The following is a 25,970-nucleotide window of genomic DNA, read 5'->3' as shown; positions in this document are numbered from 1 at the left end:
CATGGAACGTTTAAGCTTAAATAAAACTTTTTTAGGCGTTGCGATTTCTGCAGTAATAGCTAGCGGGGCTTACGCAGAAACAGTAAATGAAGCTGTAGATTTAAAACAATTTTCAAAAAAGTTAGCGTTAGAAACTGAAGATGAAATAGTTGATACAGAGTCAAAAAGCCCCTTTTCGACATTTAGTCGAGGGCAAAAAGCCCAATCACACTTAGTAAACCCAGATATAAATAATACATTAAGCTTTTTAAAAGAGCAGGGATTACTTGAAACGAATGAACAAAAAGTGAGTATTGTTACGGGCGACAATACACAGGTAAAAAGTGATCTATTAATAAGAAAGGTATTTGCAAGTGGAAATTGCTTATTGGCAGATGGGAGATGTATCGATACATCTGTCTGTAGCATTATCCCTGGTGCTATATCTGGCGCTTGTGGCACGTCTCCAGAAATAGATGTTGAAGAAAGTGGATCGACAACTGTAAGCGAAGACTTTGGCAGTGTTGCAGCGGATGGTGTAGCAACTATAACAAAAACCTTTACGGTAAAAAATGAGGGCACAGGTAACTTAACAACTTCAGCTGTTTCTATAACAAGTGGTAGTAGCGACTTTTCAATTACAGGCGGCACATGTGCTACGAATGGGCAAACATTAACCTCAGGTATGCAATGTACGATACTTGTTACTGTACAAACGTCAACAGTTGGGGCGTTAGTAGGAAACCTAAGGATCAGTAGCAATGATGCGAATGAGAGTATGTATAATGTGTCTTTGAGTGCCACAGGTACTTCTACAAACTCCGCCCTGGTTGTTGATTTAAATGGCGTGCTGGCAGGAACAGATAGTTCAGTTTCGTTTTCTGAAGGCAGCGGTGCTGTGAATATCGCGCCCAGCGCTAGTGCAACTGATAGTGATGCGGATACAATAACAACAATAACCGTTGCATTAACCAACGATCAAAATGGCGCCTCAGAAGGCCTGAACGTAACAGCTGCGGCGCAAAACGCACTCACGGGTGGGTCTGCGGCGGATATTATACTTCAAGACACAATTTCTATCACAGGGGCAACCGTAACGGCCGCTGAAGTGGCTACCTTTTTGCAGAATATCACTTACGATAATACTTCAAATACGCCCGATGAAACCGCTAGAACGGTGACAGTGGTAATTAATGATGGCACTGTAAATAGTGTAAGTCGTACAGCGACAATTTCGGTTGCTAATATTACTTCAGCGAGTTCTGCCGCTGCTGGATTTAGTACCTTAAACGGTATAAATTTAAGCCCAGCAATTATATTTAGTGACGATAATGAAACATTAAATATTAACAATGCAGCGCATATTACAGGGTCAACGGCTGATGGCGGCGGCGGTACCGATACAATCAGTGTTGTTACCGGGAGCGACTTAACTGGGTTCACAAGCTTAACGGGTTTTGAAACCTTAACGCCCTATAACAATGGTTCATTGACATTAAGTGAAACGCAGCATGACAGTTTCACTACTATAAATGGTACAGGTACAAATCAATTTACTATCGCTAGTGCCGATGGCGATCAAACGCTAACGGGTGATGCGGATATTGAAACTTATGTGCTTGGCGCTGCAATGATCTTTACGCTTGGTAGCGCAGCGCAAAATGTAACTGGCAGCAGCGCAGATGATACCGTTAATATTAATGCCTTCACGGTAACAGGTACATTGAACGGCGCTGCGGGTACCGATATATTGCAGGCTGGCACTGGTGCTGATCTTAGTGGTGCAACAATATCTGCCTTTGAATCATTAACACTTGCCAGTGGTGCGAGTGTATTGATGACTGAGGCACAGCACGATAGTTTTACAACGTTTACAGCACCAGGCACAGAAACGATAACTATTAGCTCAGCAACGGATGGACTAACAGGCAACAGTGCGATTGAAACGTATGTTTTATCTGCACCAAATGCATTCACCCTTGGCGCTGCAGGGCAAAATTTTACTGGTAGCACCGGCGACGATACTCTCAATATTGGCTCAGTTAGCGCAACCGGTATTTTAGCGGGCAACACCGGCACTGATACGTTATCTATTGGTAGTGGTGGCAGTATTTCTGGCGCCACAATTAGCGGCTTTGAAAACTTGACGGTAGCAAGTGGCGGTTCAGCAAGTATTGCTGCATCACAGCTAGCATTGTTCTCAGGCACTGTATCAGGCAGTGGTAATGAGACGCTAGATATTTTAGGTGATGGTAATTTCGCTACAGTATCAGCAATTGAAAGCTACACATTAAATGACGATAGCACGAACGCGCGTACAGTATCTATTAGTGCCGCGGGGCACTCAGTAACAGCTAGCTCCGTAACTGATGCCATTACGTTTGATATTGGCACACTAGCTTATACGGGAACAATTACCGGCGAAAATAGTGTTGCTGATACATTGTCTATGAGTAGCGGCGCAAACATTAGTAATGCCACGATTAGTAATGTGACTAATTTAACACTCGCTTCGGGCGCGTCAGTGTCGATGACGGCCAGCCAGCATGGCAGTTTTACGGGCACCATAACAGCGCCAGGTTCAGAAACGATTACTATCACCGGTGATGGTGATTTCACAACTTTAACTGGCATTGAAAGCTACGATGTAGCTGATGACAGTACAAATACCAGAACGATCACCGTATCAACAGGGACCACTAATATTACGGCTGGTTCGTCAACCGACGCCATAATTTTTGCAATTGGTAATAGTGCATACACGGGCACGTTAATTGGCGAAAATAGTGTTGCCGACCAAGTACAAGTAACTGATGGTGCAGACATTAGCGGCGGTGGATTTTTAAATATAGGCACTCTTTCGTTAGCTAGTGGCGCAACAGTGGCTATTGATGCCGCTAATATTGGTAATTTTAGCACTGCTATAACGGGTAGTGCGGGTACTGAAACACTGAAACTTATGGATGGTGGGGCGTTTGATTTTACCAGTACCTCAGTGTCTGCTGTTGAAGGCGTGGCAATAGGAACTGACAATAATGCCACAGTAACCTTAACTGACAACTTTAATGCCAATGGTCAAGCAGTATCAGTGTCAAATGCGAGTGGCGGTGAAATTACAGCAGCCCTATCAATAAATGCTTCAGCCTTTGCCAGTGACATATTGACAATTACAGCCAGCGATTTTAATGGTGATGATACTATTGTTGGCGGTAGCGGCGCAGATACCATCCGCCCTGGCGGTGGTACTGATTCGATGACGGGCAATGCAGGTAACGATAATTTTGTCGGCAGTGCATCACAATTATCAGGGGATACCATCACCGATCTAGCCGTAGGTGATACCTTAACGATTACTGGCGTGACAGGGCTTTCAAGTGCAAATGTGCGATTTAATGGCACGAGTACATTAGAAGTTGATACAGATGCCACCGATTTTAATATTTCTGAGCTTACGCTCTCATTAAGTAATTCACCAGGCTCAAGTTTAGCTTTTAGCGTTGCTGAAAGTGGTAGCGATACCATAATAACTTTTGTTGAGCCAAATAGCGCCCCCGTATTTAGTAGTTTGAATGGCGGTGCAACCTTCATTGAAAATGGCTCTGCAATTGTTATCGACTCTGATGTGACTATCGCTGATACTGAGCTCGATGCCCTTAATGGCGCAATTGGTAATTATAATAATGCCAGTTTAACTATTAGTCGAAACGGTGGGGCAAGTACTGAAGATGTTTTTGCGAACAATAACTTATTGGGCGCGCTAATTGAGGGCAATACGTTTACTTATAATTCGACCACAGTCGGAACGGTAACGACTAACTCCTCAGGTACCTTGGTACTGACCTTTAATGCTAATGCTACATCTGCAATTGTTGACTCAGTTTTACAAAGCATTACCTATCAAAATAGTTCCGAATCTCCATCATCATCAGTGACTTTGGATTATGTCTTTAATGATGGGATAGCAAACAGCGCGGGTACAAATCAAGCGATAGTGAATATTACTGGGCAAAATGATGCCCCAACGGATATTTCACTTTCATCGGCAAGTATAAATCAATCATCAACTGGACCTGGTGCTAATATAGGGGCGCTCACTACCTCAGATGTAGATACCACCGACAGTCATAGTTATACGTTTGTAAGCTCAGGCGCAAGTGTAAACGGTACATGTAGCGCTGACACAAACAATAGCAGTTTTCAGATCAGTGGCACCTTAATTCAGACGCAAGCTGCACTTAGTGCAGGAAGTTACATTGTGTGCGTACAAAGTAACGATGCAACAACAACTTTTCAAAAAACGTTTACTATAACGGTAAATGATAATGTTGCGCCAAGTGCGCCATCTACCCCTGATTTAAATGCGGCTGCTGATTCAGGGTTATCTACTACGGATAATATTACCAACGATACCACGCCAACATTTAGTGGCACTGCTGAGAGTGGTTCAACAGTTAGTCTTTACAGCGACCAAGTTGGTGCTGGAGCAACTGTAATCGGGTCTGGCATAGCGACCGATGGCAATTGGCAAATTACCACTAGCACTTTAACTGCCGGTTTAGACCATGCTATTTCAGCAAAAGCAACAGACTCAGCAAGTAATGTAAGTAGTAGCTCAAGCGCACTTACAGTGACAATTGACACAACCGCGCCGAGCGCACCGAGCGCAGCCGATCTAACTGCAGCCAGTGATAGTGGCTCTTCGAGTACAGATAATATAACCAATAATACAACACCTACTTTTACAGGTACAGGCACCACAGGCGACACTATTACTCTTATTTCAAGTGTTGATGGCTCAATAGGCAGTACTGTTGTTAGTGGTGGGGTGTGGAGTATCACCGTAGGCTCAGCAATGACGAGTGGCTCGCATACTATTGTGGCACGCGCGACGGACTCTGCTGGTAATATTACCAATGGAACGAGTACTACAATAACCATTGATACTAACGTGAGTGCACCGAGTATTACCACCCCGATTGAAGTAGATGGTCGGATCAATGCTGTGGAAGATGCGCATGTGCTTATACAAGGTAGCGGCGCTGACTCTGGCGCTACGGTTAATGTGACCATTAGCGATGGTTCGAATAACTTATCACGGACTGTGACGGCCGATGGCTCTGGGGCATGGACTATCAGTGGTAGTGAGTTTGATGTCAGCAGCTTTAATGATGGCACGCTCACCGTCAGCGCCACACAAAGTGATTCGGCGGGTAATACTTCAAGCGCAGCCAGCACCGCGGTGATTTTAGATAACGCAGCACCAAGCGCCTTGACGATCGCCACCCCGATTGAGGTTGATGGCCGGATCAATGCCGTAGAAGATGACAGTGTATTGATCACCGGCTCTGGGGCGGAAGCCAATGCCAGCGTCAGTGTGACTATCAGCGATGGTTCGAATAACCAATCGCGTACTGTGACGGCTGATGGCTCTGGGGCATGGACTATCAGTGGTAGTGAGTTTGATGTCAGCAGCTTTAACGATGGCACGCTCACCGTCAGCGCCACACAATCGGATACAGCGGGCAATACTTCAAGTGCAGCCAGCACCTCAGTGATTTTAGATAACGCAGCACCGAATGCCTTAACGATTGCCACCCCGATTGAGGTTGATGGCCGGATCAATGCTGTAGAAGATGGCAGTGTATTGATCACCGGCTCTGGCGCAGAAGCCAATGCCAGTGTCAGTGTAACTATCAGCGATGGCGCGAATAACTTATCACGTACCGTGACGGCCGATGGCTCTGGGGCATGGACTATCAGTGGTAGTGAGTTTGATGTCAGCAGCTTTAACGATGGCACGCTCACCGTCAGCGCCACACAAAGTGATGCGGCGGGTAATACTTCAAGCGCAGCCAGCACCGCGGTGATTTTAGATAACGCAGCACCAAGTGCCTTGACGATCGCCACCCCGATTGAGGTTGATGGTCGGATCAATGCCGTAGAAGATGACAGTGTATTGATCACCGGCTCTGGGGCAGAAGCCAATGCCAGCGTCAGTGTGACTATCAGCGATGGTTCGAATAACCAATCGCGTACTGTGACGGCTGATGGCGCAGGTACATGGACTATCAGTGGTAGTGAGTTTGATGTCAGCAGCTTTAACGATGGCACGCTCACCGTCAGCGCCACACAATCGGATACAGCGGGCAATACTTCAAGTGCAGCCAGCACCTCAGTGATTTTAGATAACGCAGCACCGAATGCCTTGACCATAACGACCCCGATTGAGGTTGATGGCCGGATCAATGCCGTAGAAGATGACAGTGTATTGATCACCGGCTCTGGGGCGGAAGCCAATGCCAGTGTCAGTGTGACTATCAGCGATGGTTCGAATAACCAATCGCGTACTGTGACGGCTGATGGCTCTGGGGCATGGACTATCAGTGGTAGTGAGTTTGATGTCAGCAGCTTTAATAACGGCACACTCACCGTCAGCGCCACACAAAGTGATGCGGCGGGTAACACCTCCAGTGCAGCCAGCACCTCAGTGATTTTAGATAACGCAGCACCGAATGCCTTGACGATAAGCACCCCGATTGAGGTTGATGGCCGGATCAATGCCGTAGAGGATGGCAGTGTATTGATCACCGGCTCTGGCGCAGAAGCTAATGCCAGCGTCAGTGTGACCATCAGCGATGGCGCGAATAACTTATCACGGACTGTGACGGCCGATGGCTCTGGGGCATGGACTATCAGTGGTAGTGAGTTTGATGTCAGCAGCTTTAATAATGGCACGCTCACCGTCAGCGCCACACAATCTGATGCGGCGGGTAACACCTCCAGTGCAACCAGCACCTCAGTGATTTTAGATAACGCAGCACCGAATGCCTTGACGATTGCCACCCCGATTGAGGTTGATGGCCGGATCAATGCTGTAGAAGATGGCAGTGTATTGATCACCGGCTCTGGCGCAGAAGCCAATGCCAGTGTCAGTGTGACTATCAGCGATGGTTCGAATAACCAATCGCGGACCGTGACGGCTGATGGCGCAGGTACATGGACTATCAGTGGTAGTGAGTTTGATGTCAGCAGCTTTAATAATGGCACGCTCACCGTCAGCGCCACACAATCTGATGCGGCGGGTAACACCTCCAGTGCAACCAGCACCTCAGTGATTTTAGATAACGCAGCACCGAATGCCTTGACCATAACGACCCCGATTGAGGTTGATGGCCGGATCAATGCTGTAGAAGATGGCAGTATATTGATCACCGGCTCCGGGGCAGAAGCCAATGCCAGTGTCAGTGTGACCATCAGCGATGGCGCGAATAACTTATCACGGACTGTGACGGCCGATGGCTCTGGGGCATGGACTATCAGTGGTAGCGAGTTTGATGTCAGCAGCTTTAATAATGGCACGCTCACCGTCAGCGCCACACAAAGTGATGCGGCGGGTAACACCTCCAGTGCAGCCAGCACCTCAGTGATTTTAGATAACGCAGCACCGAATGCCTTGACGATAAGCACCCCGATTGAGGTTGATGGCCGGATCAATGCTGTAGAAGATGGCAGTGTATTGATCACCGGCTCTGGCGCAGAAGCCAATGCCAGTGTCAGTGTGACTATCAGCGATGGCGCGAATAACCAATCGCGCACCGTGACGGCCGATGGCGCAGGTACATGGACTATCAGTGGTAGTGAGTTTGATGTCAGCAGCTTTAATAATGGCACACTCACCGTCAGCGCCACACAAAGTGATGCGGCGGGTAACACCTCCAGTGCAACCAGCACCTCAGTGATTTTAGATAACGCAGCACCGAATGCCTTGACGATTGCCACCCCGATTGAGGTTGATGGCCGGATCAATGCTGTAGAAGATGGCAGTGTATTGATCACCGGCTCCGGGGCAGAAGCCAATGCCAGTGTCAGTGTAACTATCAGCGATGGTTCGAATAACCAATCGCGGACTGTGACGGCCGATGGCTCTGGGGCATGGACTATCAGTGGTAGCGAGTTTGATGTCAGCAGCTTTAATAATGGCACGCTCACCGTCAGCGCCACACAAAGTGATGCGGCGGGTAACACCTCCAGTGCAGCCAGCACCTCAGTGATTTTAGATAACGCAGCACCGAATGCCTTGACCATAACGACCCCGATTGAGGTTGATGGCCGGATCAATGCTGTAGAAGATGGCAGTGTATTGATCACCGGCTCTGGCGCAGAAGCCAATGCCAGTGTCAGTGTGACTATCAGCGATGGCGCGAATAACTTATCACGGACTGTGACGGCTGATGGCGCAGGTACATGGACTATCAGTGGTAGTGAGTTTGATGTCAGCAGCTTTAATAATGGCACGCTCACCGTCAGCGCGACACAATCTGATGCGGCGGGTAACACCTCCAGCGCAGCCAGCACCTCAGTGATTTTAGATAACGCAGCACCGAATTCACCGACAATAGCCACTCCGATAGAGGGCGATGGTAAAGTTAACGCAGCGGAAGACAGTGACGTAGTGATCACCGGCTCCAGGGCGGAAGCTAATGCCAGCGTCAGTGTGACCATCAGCGATGGCGCGAATAACTTATCACGTACCGTAACGGCTGATGGCTCTGGGGCATGGACTATCAGTGGTAGTGAGTTTGATGTCAGCAGCTTTAATAATGGCACGCTCACCGTCAGCGCCACACAAAGTGATGCGGCGGGTAACACCTCGACTACGGCAACCGCATTAATTACGTTGGATAATCAAGCGCCAAATGCATTGACGATTACTACGCCAATTGAAGGCGACGGCAAAGTTAATGCTGTTGAAGATAACGATGTACTAGTGCAAGGATCTGGCGCAGAGTCAGGTGCAACAGTTACAGTAAATGTTGATGGTATATCTAAAACCACCACTGCAGATTCAAGTGGTAATTGGACATTATCGGGCAACGAGCTGGATATCAGTGCGCTGAATAATGGTACGCTGACGGTCTCGGCAACTCAGGCCGATAGCGCAGGTAATGTCTCAATAGCTGCAACTACAACAATAACGTTGGATAACCAAGCACCAAACGCACCAACCTTTATTACGCCTATTGAGGAGGATGGTAAAGTTAACGCTGCGGAGGATAATGATGTATTAGTCCAAGGCGGGGGAGCAGAGTCAGGCGCAACAGTCACTGTGAGTATCGGTGGGGTGACTAAAACGACTACCGCAGACTCAAGTGGTAATTGGACATTATCAGGTAATGAGCTGGATATCAGCGCTCTAAATAATGGCATATTGACAGTTTCGGCAACACAAACCGACGATGCGGGCAATATCTCAACGGCTGCATCAACTTCAATTACATTAGATAACATCGCACCAAATGCGGTGGCTATTACAACGCCGATTGCAGTAGATGGTATTGTAAATGCGGCTGAAGACAATGCTGTGTTGATCACAGGGTCAGGAGCAGAAGCTGGCGCAACAGTGACAGTGGGTATTAGCGGCATAAATGCAACTGTGATAGCTGATAGCAGCGGTAACTGGACACTTAATGGCAGTGAATTAGACATTAGCGCGTTAAATAATGGCACATTAACAGTATCTGCAACGCAAACCGATAGCGCAGGAAATATTTCATCTGCAGCTACAACCACTATAACCTTAGATAATGTTGCGCCAAATGCATTGGCTATCACAACGCCGATCGCTGTTGATGGCATTGTGAATGCTGCTGAAGATAATGCGTTATTAATTGTAGGATCTGGGGCAGAATCAGGCGCTGCAGTTAAGGTTGATGTTGGCGGTGTAAATGCCACCGTGACTGCTGATAGCAGCGGTAATTGGACTCTCAGTGGTAATGAGTTAGATATCAGTGCATTAAATAATGGCACATTAACGGTATCAGCAACGCAAACTGACAGCGCGGGTAATATTTCTCCAGCGGCAACGACGACGATAACCTTGGATAACAGTGCACCGCCAGTTGTTACTATTAATACGCCAATCGAAGTCGATGGCATAGTTAACGCTAGTGAAGATGATAGTGTATTGATAACCGGCTCTGGGGCAGAATCAGGCGCTGCAGTTAATGTTGATATTGGTGGTGTAAATGCCACGGTTACAGCTGGTAGTGGTGGAAATTGGACGCTTAGCGGCAATGAGTTAGATATAAGTGCACTTAATAACGGCACTTTAACAGTATCGGTAACGCAAACTGACAGTGCAGGGAATACTTCACCTGCGGCGACCAGCTCAATTACTTTAGATAATACCACCCCAACTGGGCATGCAGTTAGCGTTGATCAAAGCTTAATTAATGCGGATAACGAATCTGCAATGAGTGTTAGTTTTACTGGGCTTGAAGGAAGTGGTTCGCTTAGTTACCAGGTAAGTGATGGCAGTAATGCTGTTACTGGTAACGCAACGATTAGTGCTGTTACGCAGCAAATTACAGGTATCGATGTTACAACATTGGCTGAGGGAGTGTTAACGTTCTCAGCAATAGTTACAGACACCGCAGGCAATGCCAGCGCAGCAGTAACTGCCACAGTAACTAAAAAATATAATGTCGTACCGGTGTTAAGTGGTTCACCAAGTACAACTACAGCTGAAGATGCAGCGTATAGTTTTATACCCATCCTTACAGACAGCGATACGCAAGATACCCATACTTTTAGCATCATTAATAAGCCAAGTTGGGCAAGCTTTGACACCAGCACGGGCGAATTAGCGGGCACGCCACAGAACCAGGATGTAGGCAGCTACGCGGCTATTACTATCAGTGTTAACGATGGCACAGATAGCGCCAGTTTAACGCCATTTACATTAGAGGTAACCAACACCAATGATGCGCCGGTAGGGCAAAACTTCGCGTTTAACCTCGATGAAGCCGCGACTTTAACCGTGGCACTTGCAAACGGGTTATTAAGTAACGCCAGCGATGATGATGCAGGCGACACACTCAGCGCAGAGCTTGTCAGTCAACCACAATTTGGTAGTGTCAGCTTAAACAGCGATGGTAGCTTTAGTTATCAACATGACGGCAGTGAAAACCACGGCGACAGCTTCACCTTCCAAGTTCGTGATAGCGCAGGTGCGTTATCGGCGGTACAGACAGTAACACTTACGGTAACGCCGGTTGCTGATGCACCGGTTGCCATGGATGACAGTGCCACCACTGCAGAAGACACGCCAGTGAACTTTAGCTTGGTAGCGAATGACAGTGATGCAGAAAATGACCTAGTGGTCGCTTCAGCGGCCATCGTATTACCCGCGAGTAAAGGCACAGTAAGTATCACCAACGGCATTGCCACGTATACACCGAACAGCAATGTAACGGGGACAGATACCTTTACTTATACGGTAAAAGATGCGGCATTGAATACCTCAACAGCGGCGACAGTGACAGTCACCATTACCCCAGTGAACGACTTCCCTGAGGTACAAGCTATCAGCTTAAGTGTGGATGAAGACACCGCATCAGCAGTGACCAATGTGCGTTCACTGGCCAGTGATGTGGAAGACACCATCCCAACGGGCACGATTAACTTAGTCAGAGCGCCAAGCTCAGGGCTGGTGGTGTTTGACCAAGCCGCGGGCACCTTTGTGTATACCCCAGATGCGAACGTTACAGGGCAAGACAGTTTCACCTACACCATTACCGACAGCGAAGGCGGTGTGTCACTGCCAGGAACCGTTACGGTAAATATAGGTGCGGTGAATGACCGCCCCGTTGTTGCTAATGATGCAGTGACGACTGATGAAGATACCGCAACAACGTTAGCTATTTTAGCAAACGACTCAGACGTAGAAGACAGTGGCTTTAATGCTGCCAACGTAAGCCTTGAAAACCAAGGCACGGGGGCGGGCATGTACGACTTTGCGACAGTCAGCGTTAACCTAGATGGTAGTTTAGCTATCGTGCCAAGCCAAGATGTGAATGGGGTATTTAGTTTCACCTACACATTAACAGACAGCGAAGGCTTAAGCTCAACCCCAGCGACCGTCACACTGACCATTAATGCCGTGAACGACGCACCAGTGGCGCTAGATAACACCGCCCAACTGCAAGAAGAAGGTTCATTTGAAGTCAACGTATTGGGTAACGACAGTGATGTTGATATCGGCGACAGCTTAGATGTGAGCAGTGTGACGGTTGTCAGTGCACCAAGCAACGGGCAAACTCAAGTAACCGCAACGGGGGCAATCATTTACACCGCCAATGCAGATTACTATGGTGACGACAGCTTTACTTACACAGTTAAAGATAGCAATGGCGCGATATCTAACCTTGCTACTGTCACCATGACCGTGAACCCAGTCAATGATGCGCCGGTGGCACAAACGCAAACCCTTAGCCTTGATGAAGATGCAAGCTTATTGATCACATTGCTTGCGACAGACATCGAAAATGACAGCTTAACTTATCGCATTGATACTGATGTCGCACACGGAACGCTAGTTCAACAAAGCAGTGATAGTTGGTTGTATTCAGCTGCGGCAGATTATAACGGCAGTGATAGTTTCACGTTTGTAGCCAATGATGGTGCGTTAGATTCAGCTCCTGTTAGTGTTAACTTAACCGTTAATGCTGTAAATGATGCCCCTGTTGCCAGCGCTGCAGCGGTGTCAGTAAATGAAGATACGCCACTGACTATCAACCTTACCGCCAGCGATATCGAAGGCGATACCTTAACGTATCAAATAAGCAGTCAGCCACAAAATGGCCGTGTTACATTGACTGGCTCGCAAGCAATATACCAAGGTGAGAGTGACTTCTTTGGCACCGATAGCTTCAGCTTTGTTGCTAACGATGGTAGCGTGGATTCAGCACCAGCGGTGATCACAGTGACCGTGAGCAGTGTTAATGATGTGCCAGTGATCAGCGGTTCACCGACTGTGTCAGTGAGTGAGAAAATCGCTTATAGTTTTGCGCCAACGGCAACTGACACCGAGGGCGATAACTTAACCTTTAGCATCAGTAATAAACCAAGTTGGTTGAGTTTTGATAGCAGTACCGGGTTGCTCAGTGGTACCGCTGGTAACGGCGATGTGGGTGTGTACAGTAATATTGTGATCAGTGTCAGCGATGGCATGGGTACGGCGAGCTTACCGGCATTTAACTTAACGGTGATCAACGTCAATGACGCACCAACAATTGGTGGTGTTCCTGCATTAAATGTTGATCAAGATACGTCTTATAGCTTTACCCCAACAGCCAGCGATATTGATGGCGACAGCTTAACCTTTAGTATTAGCAACAAGCCGAGCTGGGCAAACTTTGATAGCAGCACTGGGCAGTTGTCAGGTACGCCAAGTAATGATGATGTCGGCGTAAATAACAACATTATTATTTCAGTATCAGACGGCGCGATTACTACAGCACTGAGTAGCTTTAATCTCACCGTTAAGAACGTTAACGATGCACCGACAATCAGTGGTACACCGAACACCACGGTAAGCGAAGACAGTCAGTATCAGTTTACGCCATCAGTGCGTGATATTGATGGTGATAGCCTCAGTTTCAGCATCATTAATAAGCCAAGTTGGGCAAGCTTTGACACCAGCACGGGCGAATTAGCGGGCACGCCACAGAACGAGGATGTGGGCAGCTACGCGGCTATTACTATCAGTGTTAACGATGGCACAGATAGCGCCAGTTTAACGCCATTTACATTAGAGGTAACCAACACCAATGATGCGCCGGTAGGGCAAAACTTCGCGTTTAACCTCGATGAAGCCGCGACTTTAACCGTGGCACTTGCAAACGGGTTATTAAGTAACGCCAGCGATGATGATGCAGGCGACACACTCAGCGCAGAGCTTGTCAGTCAACCACAATTTGGTAGTGTCAGCTTAAACAGCGATGGTAGCTTTAGTTATCAACATGACGGCAGTGAAAACCACGGCGACAGCTTCACCTTCCAAGTTCGTGATAGCGCAGGTGCGTTATCGGCGGTACAGACAGTAACACTTACGGTAACGCCGGTTGCTGATGCACCGGTTGCCATGGATGACAGTGCCACCACTGCAGAAGACACGCCAGTGAACTTTAGCTTGGTAGCGAATGACAGTGATGCAGAAAATGACCTAGTGGTCGCTTCAGCGGCCATCGTATTACCCGCGAGTAAAGGCACAGTAAGTATCACCAACGGCATTGCCACGTATACACCGAACAGCAATGTAACGGGGACAGATACCTTTACTTATACGGTAAAAGATGCGGCATTGAATACCTCAACAGCGGCGACAGTGACAGTCACCATTACCCCAGTGAACGACCTCCCTGAGGTACAAGCTATCAGCTTAAGTGTGGATGAAGACACCGCATCAGCAGTGACCAATGTGCGTTCACTGGCCAGTGATGTGGAAGACACCATCCCAACGGGCACGATTAACTTAGTCAGAGCGCCAAGCTCAGGGCTGGTGGTGTTTGACCAAGCCGCGGGCACCTTTGTGTATACCCCAGATGCGAACGTTACAGGGCAAGACAGTTTCACCTACACCATTACCGACAGCGAAGGCGGTGTGTCACTGCCAGGAACCGTTACGGTAAATATAGGTGCGGTGAATGACCGCCCCGTTGTTGCTAATGATGCAGTGACGACTGATGAAGATACCGCAACAACGTTAGCTATTTTAGCAAACGACTCAGACGTAGAAGACAGTGGCTTTAATGCTGCCAACGTAAGCCTTGAAAACCAAGGCACGGGGGCGGGCATGTACGACTTTGCGACAGTCAGCGTTAACCTAGATGGTAGTTTAGCTATCGTGCCAAGCCAAGATGTGAATGGGGTATTTAGTTTCACCTACACATTAACAGACAGCGAAGGCTTAAGCTCAACCCCAGCGACCGTCACACTGACCATTAATGCCGTGAACGACGCACCAGTGGCGCTAGATAACACCGCCCAACTGCAAGAAGAAGGTTCATTTGAAGTCAACGTATTGGGTAACGACAGTGATGTTGATATCGGCGACAGCTTAGATGTGAGCAGTGTGACGGTTGTCAGTGCACCAAGCAACGGGCAAACTCAAGTAACCGCAACGGGGGCAATCATTTATACCGCCAATGCAGATTACTTTGGCGATGACAGCTTTACTTACACAGTTAAAGACAGCAATGGCGCGATATCTAACCTTGCTACTGTCACCATGACCGTGAACCCAGTCAATGATGCACCTTTAGGTATTCCGCAAAGTTTAATACTTGCTGAAGATAATAGCGTCTTGATCACCTTAGTTGGCTTAGATATTGAGAACGATGATCTAAGCTATCGTCTTGATGAAGGCGCATTACATGGCTCGCTTGTGCAGCAAAGTAATGATAGTTGGTTATATACGCCAAACGCTAATTATAACGGCAGTGATGGCTTTAGTTTTGTTGTTAATGATGGACAGTTAGATTCAACAACAACCCTGGTATCGTTAGTTATCACCGCAGTTAATGACGCGCCAATTGTGGGTCTACAAACTGGCGTTACTGATGAAGACATGCCAGTCGTTATGAACTTACTCGGTAGTGATGTTGATGGTGATAGATTAACTTATACAATCGTTAGTCAACCAACTAATGGCACTGCGACTATCTCAGGTGAGCAAGTTACTTATCAAGGCAGTGCAAATTACTTTGGTGACGATCAGTTTAGCTATATAGCGAATGATGGATTACTTGATTCAGCACCAAGCACAGTGTCAGTAACGATTAATAGTATTAACGATTTGCCAGTGATTACTGGAGTACCAAGCTTAGCTGTTAATGAAAATGACTTATATAGCTTTGTACCACTAGCGACAGATAATGATGGCGATAACCTCAGCTTCAGTATTGAAAATAAACCAAGTTGGTTGAACTTTGATACCACCACAGGGGAGCTATCAGGCAGACCAAGCAATGCTGATGTAGGAAGTTATGCAGGCATCACGGTGAGTGTAACGGATGGGGTTGCAAGCCAAAGTTTAACCCCATTTACACTGACAGTAGTGAATGTTAACGATGCACCAACAATCAGCGGTTCACCTGCAACATCAATCGCGCAAGATACAGGTTACTCATTTACGCCAATTGTGTCAGATATTGATAATACCAGTTTATCATTGACGATTGCGAACAAGCCGAGTTGGGCAACGTTTGATAGCACAAGTGGTACATTAAGTGGTATACCGACGCGAGATAATGTTGGTCTATATAGCAATATTTTGATCACCGTAAGCGATGGGCAGTTAAGCAGTACGCTTAACCCATTTAGTATTGATGTAACGTATGTAAATGCGCCGCCTGTTGCTAATGATATGGTAATGCGCGTTAAAGAAGATAATAATCTCAGTGTTAGTGCTCAAGTTAGTGACAGTGATAACGACAATTTAGTTATAGAAGTGGTCACTCAGCCACAGTTTGGTAGCTTAACGGTGCAAGGAACGGTATTTAGTTATCAGCCACAGGCTGATTATCATGGTAGCGACACCTTTAGCTATTTAGTGACTGATGGTAAAGCAAGTTCAGCTATAGCTACGGCGTTAATTACTGTTGAGTCAGTAAACGATCAACCGGTCGCTGTGGAAGATACCTTTGACTTAGCGCGAACTGAAAGCGGCCGTTATATACTTGATGTATTGGCGAATGACACTGATGTTGATGGTGATGTAATAACAATTATTGGTGCTAGGGCGTCAGTGGGTACAGTGAGTATTGTTGACCAGCAGCTTGTCTATCAATTTAGCGCAAGTACCCAAGGCACTATTAAAGTTGAGTATATTATTGCCGACCCAGCGCAAGCACAAAGCACAGGGTTTGCTTATATTAACTTTACTGATAGCCAAGCGGATGCACCAACCATTACACCTCCAGCTGCTGTGAATGTTGATGCAACAGGATTGTTTACTCGAGTTAAGTTGGGTACAGCTCTTGCGTTTGATAGCGAGCAAAACCCTCTACCTGTTACTACTATCAATCAAAGTATGTTGTTTACGCCAGGCGTACATCAAGTGTATTGGCAAGCGATAGACAGTAATGGTAAAACCACAACTGCTAGCCAGCAAGTAATGGTTCACCCGCAAATATCACTAGGTAAAAATAAAGTTGTTGCTGAGGATCAAAGTTATACCACTCGGGTTTACTTGAATGGACCAGCGGCAAGTTATCCTGTCACTGTACCTTACAGCGTATCTGGAACCGCAACATCAGATGATCATGATTTAATCAGCGGTGAAGTGGTTATTGAACAAGGCCTCGTTGGTGAGATCAACTTTAGAGTCTTTGCAGATAGTGAGATTGAAGCGGATGAAACAATTGTTATAACGCTTGACGATAGCCTTAATACTGGCGCGCAAGCCTCTAATATTATGACTATTTCAGAGAGTAATATAGCACCAAGCTTAGTTACGATAACGGAGCAAAATAATCAGCCTCGGCCATTTGTTTTAGCCAGTGACGATCTCGTAACAATTACAGCGTTGGCAACAGATAATAACCCTGGAGATAATATTTCATTTAGTTGGCAAGCAGCAGATGAACGGATTGTTGATCTAGGTAATGCGGCTGATACATTTGTGTTCTCTACAGCTGAACTCGATATTGGTATTTATGAAATAGCAGTAACCGCAACAGATGACGCTGTGGATAGCTTATCAACTACAGTGACCAGTTATGTTGAAGTGGTAGCTCAGTTACCTGAGTTAACAACTGCCGATACTGATAATGACTTAATACCAGACAATATCGAAGGTCTACAAGATAATGACCGTGATGGTATTCCTGATTATTTGGATAATATTAATGAATGTAATGTATTACCTGAGCAAGTAAATGAGTCAGCGCAGTTTCTTGTCGAGGGGGATGCGGGAGCATGTTTAAGAAAAGCATTCTCAAGCATACAAAATAGCAGTGGCGCAGCACAATTGTTTGAAAATGAATTGCCTGCAGATGTTGGGATGGATAACTCTGGTGGTTACTTTAGCTTTATAGTAACCGCCATGGAGCAAAAAGGTGAAAACTACCACATAGTGCTTCCGCAAAGAATGCCAATACCAGCGGGGGCGATTTATAGAAAGCTTATCAATAATGAGTGGATTGACTTTAATACCAGCAACGGCGATAAGGTCTATTCTACTCAAGGTGAGCAAGGGTATTGCCCTTCACCAAATAGTCAGCTGTGGCAAGAAGGGCTTAAAGAAGGTGACTGGTGTGTACAATTACGCATAACTGATGGTGGTATCAATGATGCTGATGGCATAGCGAATGGTCAAATTGTTGATCCAGGCGGCGTTAGCGTTATGAGTAGTAATAACAGCGCGCCTGTTACACAATCAGATCAAGTAACTATTGCACTAGGTAATAGTATTGTTATTGATGTGCTTAGTAATGATAGCGATGCAGATAATGATGTACTGACGCTCACCAGTGCAAGTGTTGATTTTGGTGAGGTAGCAATCGTTAATAATCAACTTAGTTATCAACCATTACTTGATTTTATTGGTACTGCAACGATCAACTACAGTGTGTCTGATGGTAAAGGTGGAACAGCCTTTGGTACAGCGACTGTTAGTGTGGTAGTAAACAGTGCCCCAACAACTATTGGTGATACTGCAAGCACCAATGACCGCACGCAAATAGTTATTGATGTGCTCTCCAATGATAGCGATGCGGATGGCGACGCACTTAGTTTAATAAGCGCGCAAGCTACGCAAGGCACAGTCACTATAAATAACGATGGCACATTGAATTACCAGCCCAAAGCAGGTTTTGAAGGTGTTGATTTTATTGAGTATACAGTTTCTGACAGTAAAGGTGCTGAAGCAAAAGGAGAAGTAAAAGTGACCGTAAAAGCTTATACAACCACCACGGTTAAAAATAGCTCATCAGGTAGTTTAGGCAGCACCATGGTGTTGTTAATGATTGGGTTAGTCTTTATACGTCGCCAATCAAAACTGACGCCATGGGCTTTACTCGCTACGGCTGTGGTAGTCAGTCAGCCTGTACTAGCTGGTGAGTGGTCTATGGATGGCACGATTGGTTATGCGGCCGTTGCAGGCTCCACCACAACTGATCAATCAGTCGAATTAGCGAATACTGAATACGATGATACCGATATTAGTTGGTCAATAGGTGGGATTTATTCGTTAGCGACTAATTGGCAATTTGGCGTACGCTATATCAACTTAGGTGAAGGTAGTATGACCTTTGTTGGAGATACGCTTGATCCAAGTAATGCGCAATTGAATGTATCACAAACCGTGCCGGTATTGTCACAAGGACCTGCGATACAAACAGCTTATGTATTCCCGCTGTTGGGCCAAGTTAAGAGTAAGGTTTTTGTAGGGGCTTTCCATTATCATTATTCAATCGATAGCCGCTCATCTACGGGGCAAAAAATTACATATAGTGACACCAATACACGCCCTTATTTTGGCGGGCAATTAGCTTATCCAGTGCTTGAAAATACAGATGTTTCAATTAACTATAGCCATTATAAGCTAAGAGAAAATGATGTAAATGAATGGGCGCTAGGGTTCCAATATCAATTTTAGGAGTCATTAAAGCGTAAATAAAACGGCTAGCCTTCTAGCCGTTTTTGCATTTAATACTTAAACAACCCAAGTTTAGCCACAATGCCTTTTTCAAGATCATTGAGCTGCTTAACTGTCTTATCAAGATGATCCGCTTCTTGGGCAAGCGACTTTGCGCCATGATTGATTTTTTCCATAGTGGCTAATACTCCTTGCGTAACCGAGGTTTGTTCTTCTGAACTGGCTGCAATGCGTTCATTCATTAAGTTCATCTCATCAACTTGTTGAGCGATATTATGAAAAACGCGTTGGCTTTGCTCGTTCGCGCTAGTAACGTCGGTACTCACTTGTTTGCTTTTTTGTGTGGCGGCTACACATTCACTGGCGTTGGTTTGTAGTGCAGTAATGATATTTTCGATTTCTGATGTGGAATGGTAGGTTTTACTCGCAAGTGCGCGAACTTCATCAGCAACTACGGCAAAGCCTCGGCCAGACTCTCCAGCACGTGCAGCTTCAATTGCTGCATTAAGCGCCAATAAGTTGGTTTGTTCGGCGATACTTTTAATCACATCAAGAACTTGGCTTATCTCACTACTGCGACTATCAAGTTGCTCTACCACCGTTGATGTGTGATCTAATTGATTTTCAAGGTCGTTTATCAAACTACTGTTATGACTCATCGATAGCTCGCCGTCTTGGCAAAGTCCTTGTACTTGCATTGTTTTATCCGCTGTTTGCGTCGCTCCAAGGGCAATTTCTTTAGTCGCTTGGGTTAATTGACTCAGAGAGGAGGTTGCCGCATCGGTTAATTGATATTCTTGCTCGGCTTCATATTTTGAACGCACTGTTGCTTCGTTTACTGTTGCGGCAATCACTTCAAGCTCGGTAGCTGTTTGCCCCAGGCTTGAGATTATTTGCTGCACTTCATTAATAAAGCGGTTAAAGCCCGCAACTAAATGGCCAATTTCATCCGTAGATTGATAGTTTATTCGCTGAGTTAAATCGCCAGAGCCACGGGCAAGTTCATCCACCAATTGATTGACACTGACAATCGGTTTGATGATCAGTATGCGGCATACGCTAAGAATAATAATGCCTAACAAGGCAAATGAAATGGCAAGGGTGATAACCATGGTACTTAATGCTTTGTTGATGCCATGGTTTAATTCATCTTGGCTAAAGCTGATATGGATAGTACCAATTGGTTGTTCTGAGAATGTTAGATCAATTTGCTGCTTGAGCAATTGCTTTGTTGTATTGCTGGGTTTATCAAGTCGACCAAGTTCGATACCACGATGATCAATAACATGCAGTTGTTGAATATCTGGATTTTTAGCAAATGCCTGCAATATTTGCGCGATCAGGGGTTTATCATATGAGAATACTGGCTCGGCTAAAATAACCGTTAATTGTTGCTTTATCGCATCAACATTTTTATGCCATTGTTTGGTTTCATCATTTTTTAGTAATACGTAGTTTACCCCAATTACAAAGCTAAAAGTGACTAGTAAACAAATACTAAGCGCTGTGATTATTTTTCTTTGTAATGATTTCATTGCGTGTTGCTCTCGTTAAGTGGATCAAACCACAGTGCGTGTTGTAATAGTGGAGTGCGTGATGACAGGCTAGGGTTCTGTAATGGGATCACCTTTCGTGTTGCTAAGTTAGCTTTAGCTAGTACCATTTTTACTTGGCTGTCGTTAAAGAACATGGTGGTAAAAGTGCCATCGGCAATCATATCTTGTAGCGCAGAATTAAGCTGGCTGGCGAGAGTGTGGTTATCCTTAGCGACAAAGAAATATAACGGCGCGGTATATTTTAGTAAAATGTAAGGATCAACGGTCAGGTTTAACTCACTGTTATTAGCTATTTCATCCCATGGTTCGTTTACGCCACGGGGAAAGTAATCAAAGCGATTACCTTCTAACATCGGAAATAAATTAGGGTATTTTAAGGTAGTGATCACCTTTAAGCCATTCGCTTTGAGTATAGCGGTATCGGGCCACGTTTTGCCTTGTCCGGCGCTAAATTGATAGAGGTCTTTAATAGAGTTTACATGTTTAAATATATGCTGATTTTGTTGAGTGACCATCGCCAAGCGCATACCCAACAAACCACGAAATAAAGGGATATAAATTGCTTGATAGTCTTGCTCAAGCTGCTCAGAAGTCATGCTCCACATCACATCTAACTGACCATTTTTTACATCATTTAAAATACGTGCATTTGAAATGTCTTTATCACTTTCGTAAGGATGTATATATGCAAGGTTTTGCCTCGCTAATGCGGTTAGTAATAGTTTGTGTGGTAAGGAGGTATCACCTGAGTAGCTTTGTAATTTGATTGCTGCGGCGTTGCAATAGTTACTGCCGCAGAGAATCAATATATAAAGTAAATAGCGCATTAAAGACCGTGTTGTTATTATTGTGTTAATAATAAACTACGGTGCTTTTGCTATAAGCTCAACAGTTTGTTTTATGCATACGTATTCAGATCAGTTCGCCGTCAAGCGATTATGGTTGCGTGATCATAATCGCTATTTCGGTTCGGTAGTCACGAGCATATAAGCTGATCCGCACGGTTTTCTTGTCGATGGTATAAAACAACGTTCGGCGTTTATTATCACCGATAATAAGCTCAGACTTACCTAAAGCTTGTTGATAAAAAGCACTCACTTTTGTAATCGACTGAGCAACATAGCCAGTTTGTATCAGTGGGTAGTCATCGGCAATTTGTAATGAGTACTTAAAATCAGCTGGTAGCGGAACGCTGTCTAAATTTGCAGCGCAAGTCACTGAGGTTAGGCTTATTGCTAACATCAGTGGTGTTATTATTTTTATCACATAAGGGTCTGTTGACCTTTGCGGATTAATATTTGTTTAAACTAGGGGCAATTTAATCGCGGCGCGAGGTTTGTAACCTAGTGGGCTAAGTAAAAGCCGAGCAACAAAGAGTTAATTGCCCCTAGGCAGAACCCTTCGGGCAGCGCCTGTTTGGCATTAATGCTGCGTTATCGCCTATTTATGGGGAATAACCACACCACATAGGCTCTGCCTTGCCTAAATACCAAACAGACTGCTGCAAATTTAACCTTGAAAGATCAACAGACCCTGGTTCCTACACGCTATTTTTGCTAAGTTAAATTTTATTTCGAATTAAATCTCTTACAATAAAGCGGGCTGGGTGAATCGCTTGGCTTACTCGTTCACTCAAAGGCTGTGGTTCATTGTTAAGTGCAGCAACTAATTGTTCTGCACACAGGGGCGCACTGCATAAGCCACGAGCCCCAAAGCCTGTGAGTATGTGTAGTCCTTGTTGTGGTTTTTGTAAGGATTGATATTGATAGCGTTTCCCTGCGCGTAAATTGGCAAACGCGTGAATATAATCACTTTGCTGCGGCCATTCTCCGGCCATAGGGAGGTGATCAATAAAACTACAACGTACAGCGGCTTTAGCTGCCGTGATCTCACCTAGACTACTGGCAAAGTCGGTTTGTCCATAAAAGTGAAGCAGTTGCTCGCGATTTGTTTGATTGTCTTGGTCTTTGACTGCGCGGCTTTTTGAGTTCTTCTCGAATGTTGCGCCCATACAGTGATGGTCTAAATAAGCAGGAGTAAAGTAGCCTTTATGACATAGCACGGTTTTTAGTTTACGTGATGCAGGACTTGCTTGTACATGGGATACTTGACCACGCACGCCAACAATTGGCAGAGCCTGAGTTTGTACAAAACGGTCGCTGTGCTCACCAGCACATACAATAACGTCACTAAATGGGCCAAACTGTTGCCCTTGGCTCAATAACAGCCAGCCTTGCGGGGTTTTCTCAAGCTGTTCGATATCACAATTAAAATGGCTTTTAATTGGTTTGAGTTTATGGGCTTGTTGGAACAGAGCGCTCACTAATTGTGGTGGGTTAACCCATCCACCTAACGGGAAATATACGCCAGAGTAGCCTGTACTTACACCGGCAATTTCATCACCTTGCTCAGGCGTTACGCCGTGCATGAGTTCATCTGGCCACAGCTGTTTATGTTCAATATTTTGATGGCGCTCAACTAAGGGTTGTTTGATCGCGTGTTGTAATACGCCGCACCATTGATGATCATAGTGAAAGCCATTCTCAGTGAGTTGCTGATAAAGTCGTTTCGCATATAAAAAACTGTGCGCAAAAAGCTCACTGTGCGGGGAGTTTTTTGCTTGTAAGTGCGGATAAATCGCACCTTGTACATTATGAGATGCGCCCATCGCGAGTTGGGGATCTTGGCAAAAAAGTTGGCTGTTAACCCCACGTTTCGCCAAGCTATATAAAATAGCGCTGCTGGCTATCCCTCCGCCAATGACAGCAACGTTTTTAAGTGAACTTTGCTGATGAGCCAGATAAGGTGGCGCCGATTGTGCTTGGTTAGCATGGGCTAAAGAACCAATCAGCATTTCATTTTTTTTGCCATGACCTTTGATTTTTTGTACCGCAAACCCTGCATCAGCAAGACCTCTACGTACAACACCTGCAACTGTAAAGGTTGCAAACGTGGCATTACTACGAGAAATATCCACCATTGAATTAAATAAGGCTGGCTGCCACATTTCTGGGTTTTTACTCGGTGCAAAGCCATCTAGATACCACGCATCGATAATACCTGTTTGCGGGTAGCTTATAGCTGCGAGTGATTCTTGCACATCGCCAAAATATAAATCGAGTATAATTTGACCATTGTCAAATTCAAGACGATGGCAACCAGCCAAATTAATCGGGTACTTAGCAAGTAACTGTTTACTCAATGGTGTTAAACTAGGCCATACTTGCAATGCCTTTTGCAGATCGTCTGTTTTAATCGGATACTTTTCAAAAGACATAAAATGTAAGCGCTGCACATTTTGTTGTGCTGGGTTGTGAACTTCTTGACTATGATGTTGCCTACTGGTTAGATTATTTTTAAATTGTTGCCATGTATTTAAAAAATTAAGCCCAGTACCAAAACCAGTTTCAGCGATAACGAAATGTGCACGGTCATGATTTTGTAATCGATGAGGCATATTATTTTGCTGGTAGAACACATAATCAGACTCAGCTTGGCCATCATCGTTCGAAAAGTAGACATCGTTAAAGTTGTCTGCAACGGGTGTACCTAAGTTATTAAAGTGAATTTCAGCGTTTTTAATCATGGCATGCAATTAATGAGTACTTTTTTTCATTATTTTACGTGTTTTCTTTGAAATAGTCTGGCGTTATTTATAAGCTAGAGGTTCAGAGTACAAGTGTACGCTAGAAAGCTGACCACTTCGTTGTAAGTTTCAGCGTAAAATAGAACACAATTTAGTATCAAGCTAAGGTAATTACCCATGAGAAGAGCCGTTATTACGGGCATCGGTGTTGTATCAAGCATCGGTAACAACAAAGAAGAAGTATTAGAATCGTTAAAAACAGGTAAGAGCGGAATCGCTTTTAACCCAGAATTTGCTGAATATAAGTTACGTAGTAACGTATCCGGCAAAATTGATATTGACGTTAAAGAGTTTGTTGATCGTAAAGCAATGCGCTTTATGGGCGATGCCGCTGCGTATTCGTATATTTCAATGGCACAAGCAATTGCAGATTCTGGTTTGTCTGATGATCAAGTATCAAATGAGCGCACGGGTATCATTGTGGGTTCCGGTGGTGGTTCATCTAAATGGCAGGTTGAAGCGGCTGACATTTTACGTGAAAAAGGCGTAAAACGTGTAGGTCCTTATATGGTTCCGCGCACCATGGCCAGTACAACATCGGCATGCTTAGCAACACCATTTAAAATTAAAGGTGTTAACTACTCAATCAGTTCAGCATGTGCAACCTCTGCACACTGTATTGGTAACGCAGTTGAGCAAATCCAATTAGGCAAACAAGACGTTGTTTTTGCCGGTGGCGGTGAAGAGCTTCACTGGACATTGGCAATGGAATTTGACGCAATGGGCGCACTTTCTACTAAATATAACGAAACGCCTGAAAAAGCCTCTCGTACTTATGATGCTAACCGCGATGGATTTGTGATCTCTGGTGGTGGCGGTATTGTTGTTGTTGAAGAACTTGAACATGCGCTTGCACGTGGTGCACACATTTATGCTGAAGTTGTTGGCTATGGCGCAACATCTGATGGCTATGACATGGTTGCACCATCAGGTGAAGGTGCTGCACGTTGTATGCGTCAAGCAATGCAAGGCGTTGACAGCATTGATTATCTAAACACTCACGGTACATCTACACCAGTAGGTGATGTAAAAGAGTTAGGAGCAATTCAAGAAGTATTTGGTGGTAATTCACCGATGATCAGCGCGACTAAAGCAATGACAGGCCATGCACTGGGCGCCGCTGGTGTGCATGAAGCTATTTTCTCACTATTGATGTTAGAGCATAGCTTTGTTGCGCCTTCAATCAATATTGATGAGCTAGATGAACAAGCTGCAGGCTTAAACATTATCACTGAGCGTAAAGACGTTGAACTAAATACTGTTATGTCTAACAGTTTTGGTTTTGGTGGTACTAACGCCACGTTAGTGATGAGTAAATATAAAGGCTAATTAAAAAGCCACATTACAA

General features: G+C 45.3%; 6 protein-coding genes. 2 read left to right on the top strand and 4 right to left on the bottom strand.

Going from position 1 to position 25,970, the window contains the following annotated elements; genetic code table 11:
- The first annotated feature begins 1 nt into the window (after nt 1).
- Nucleotides 2–19,420, top strand: coding sequence for a tandem-95 repeat protein (locus P4S61_RS03115; RefSeq protein ID WP_337117749.1), 19,419 nt, complete (start codon nt 2–4; stop codon nt 19,418–19,420).
- Nucleotides 19,421–19,470: 50 nt separating this feature from the next.
- Here P4S61_RS03115 and P4S61_RS03110 read toward each other — a convergent pair whose 3' ends face one another.
- From P4S61_RS03110 to mnmC, 4 genes are all read right to left on the bottom strand, one after another.
- Nucleotides 19,471–20,955: a methyl-accepting chemotaxis protein gene (locus P4S61_RS03110; protein ID WP_145241515.1), complete on the bottom strand. Its 1,485-nt coding sequence runs from the start codon at nt 20,953–20,955 to the stop codon at nt 19,471–19,473.
- Complete coding sequence (locus P4S61_RS03105; protein ID WP_145241513.1) at nt 20,952–21,803, bottom strand: transporter substrate-binding domain-containing protein; 852 nt, start codon at nt 21,801–21,803, stop codon at nt 20,952–20,954. Before P4S61_RS03105 ends, P4S61_RS03110 begins: the two co-directional genes overlap by 4 nt.
- A 109-nt stretch (nt 21,804–21,912) precedes the next feature.
- Nucleotides 21,913–22,242: a hypothetical protein gene (locus tag P4S61_RS03100; RefSeq protein WP_145241510.1), complete on the bottom strand. Its 330-nt coding sequence runs from the start codon at nt 22,240–22,242 to the stop codon at nt 21,913–21,915.
- 295 nt (nt 22,243–22,537) lie between these two features.
- The gene (gene mnmC / locus P4S61_RS03095) at nt 22,538–24,562 is read right to left on the bottom strand and encodes a bifunctional tRNA (5-methylaminomethyl-2-thiouridine)(34)-methyltransferase MnmD/FAD-dependent 5-carboxymethylaminomethyl-2-thiouridine(34) oxidoreductase MnmC (RefSeq protein WP_182759183.1); all 2,025 of its coding nucleotides are present in this window, start codon (nt 24,560–24,562) and stop codon (nt 22,538–22,540) included.
- Between the two features lie 177 nt (nt 24,563–24,739).
- On the opposite strand from mnmC, the gene fabB reads away from it, so the two are divergent.
- Nucleotides 24,740–25,951, top strand: coding sequence for a beta-ketoacyl-ACP synthase I (gene fabB, locus P4S61_RS03090; RefSeq protein WP_145241506.1), 1,212 nt, complete (start codon nt 24,740–24,742; stop codon nt 25,949–25,951).
- The last annotated feature ends 19 nt before the right edge of the window (nt 25,952–25,970 follow it).

Origin of the sequence: Pseudoalteromonas sp. B160, from assembly GCF_037162485.1 — a bacterium.
Classification (GTDB): Bacteria; Pseudomonadota; Gammaproteobacteria; order Enterobacterales; family Alteromonadaceae; genus Pseudoalteromonas; species Pseudoalteromonas rhizosphaerae.
This window is presented reverse-complemented; position numbering and strand designations above follow the sequence as displayed.

Coding starts and splice junctions, on each gene's coding strand:
- P4S61_RS03115 (WP_337117749.1), top strand. CDS start 2: ATGGAACGTTTAAGCTTAAATAAAACTTTTTTAGGCGTTGCGATTTCT.
- P4S61_RS03110 (WP_145241515.1), bottom strand. CDS start 20,955: ATGAAATCATTACAAAGAAAAATAATCACAGCGCTTAGTATTTGTTTA.
- P4S61_RS03105 (WP_145241513.1), bottom strand. CDS start 21,803: ATGCGCTATTTACTTTATATATTGATTCTCTGCGGCAGTAACTATTGC.
- mnmC (WP_182759183.1), bottom strand. CDS start 24,562: ATGATTAAAAACGCTGAAATTCACTTTAATAACTTAGGTACACCCGTT.
- fabB (WP_145241506.1), top strand. CDS start 24,740: ATGAGAAGAGCCGTTATTACGGGCATCGGTGTTGTATCAAGCATCGGT.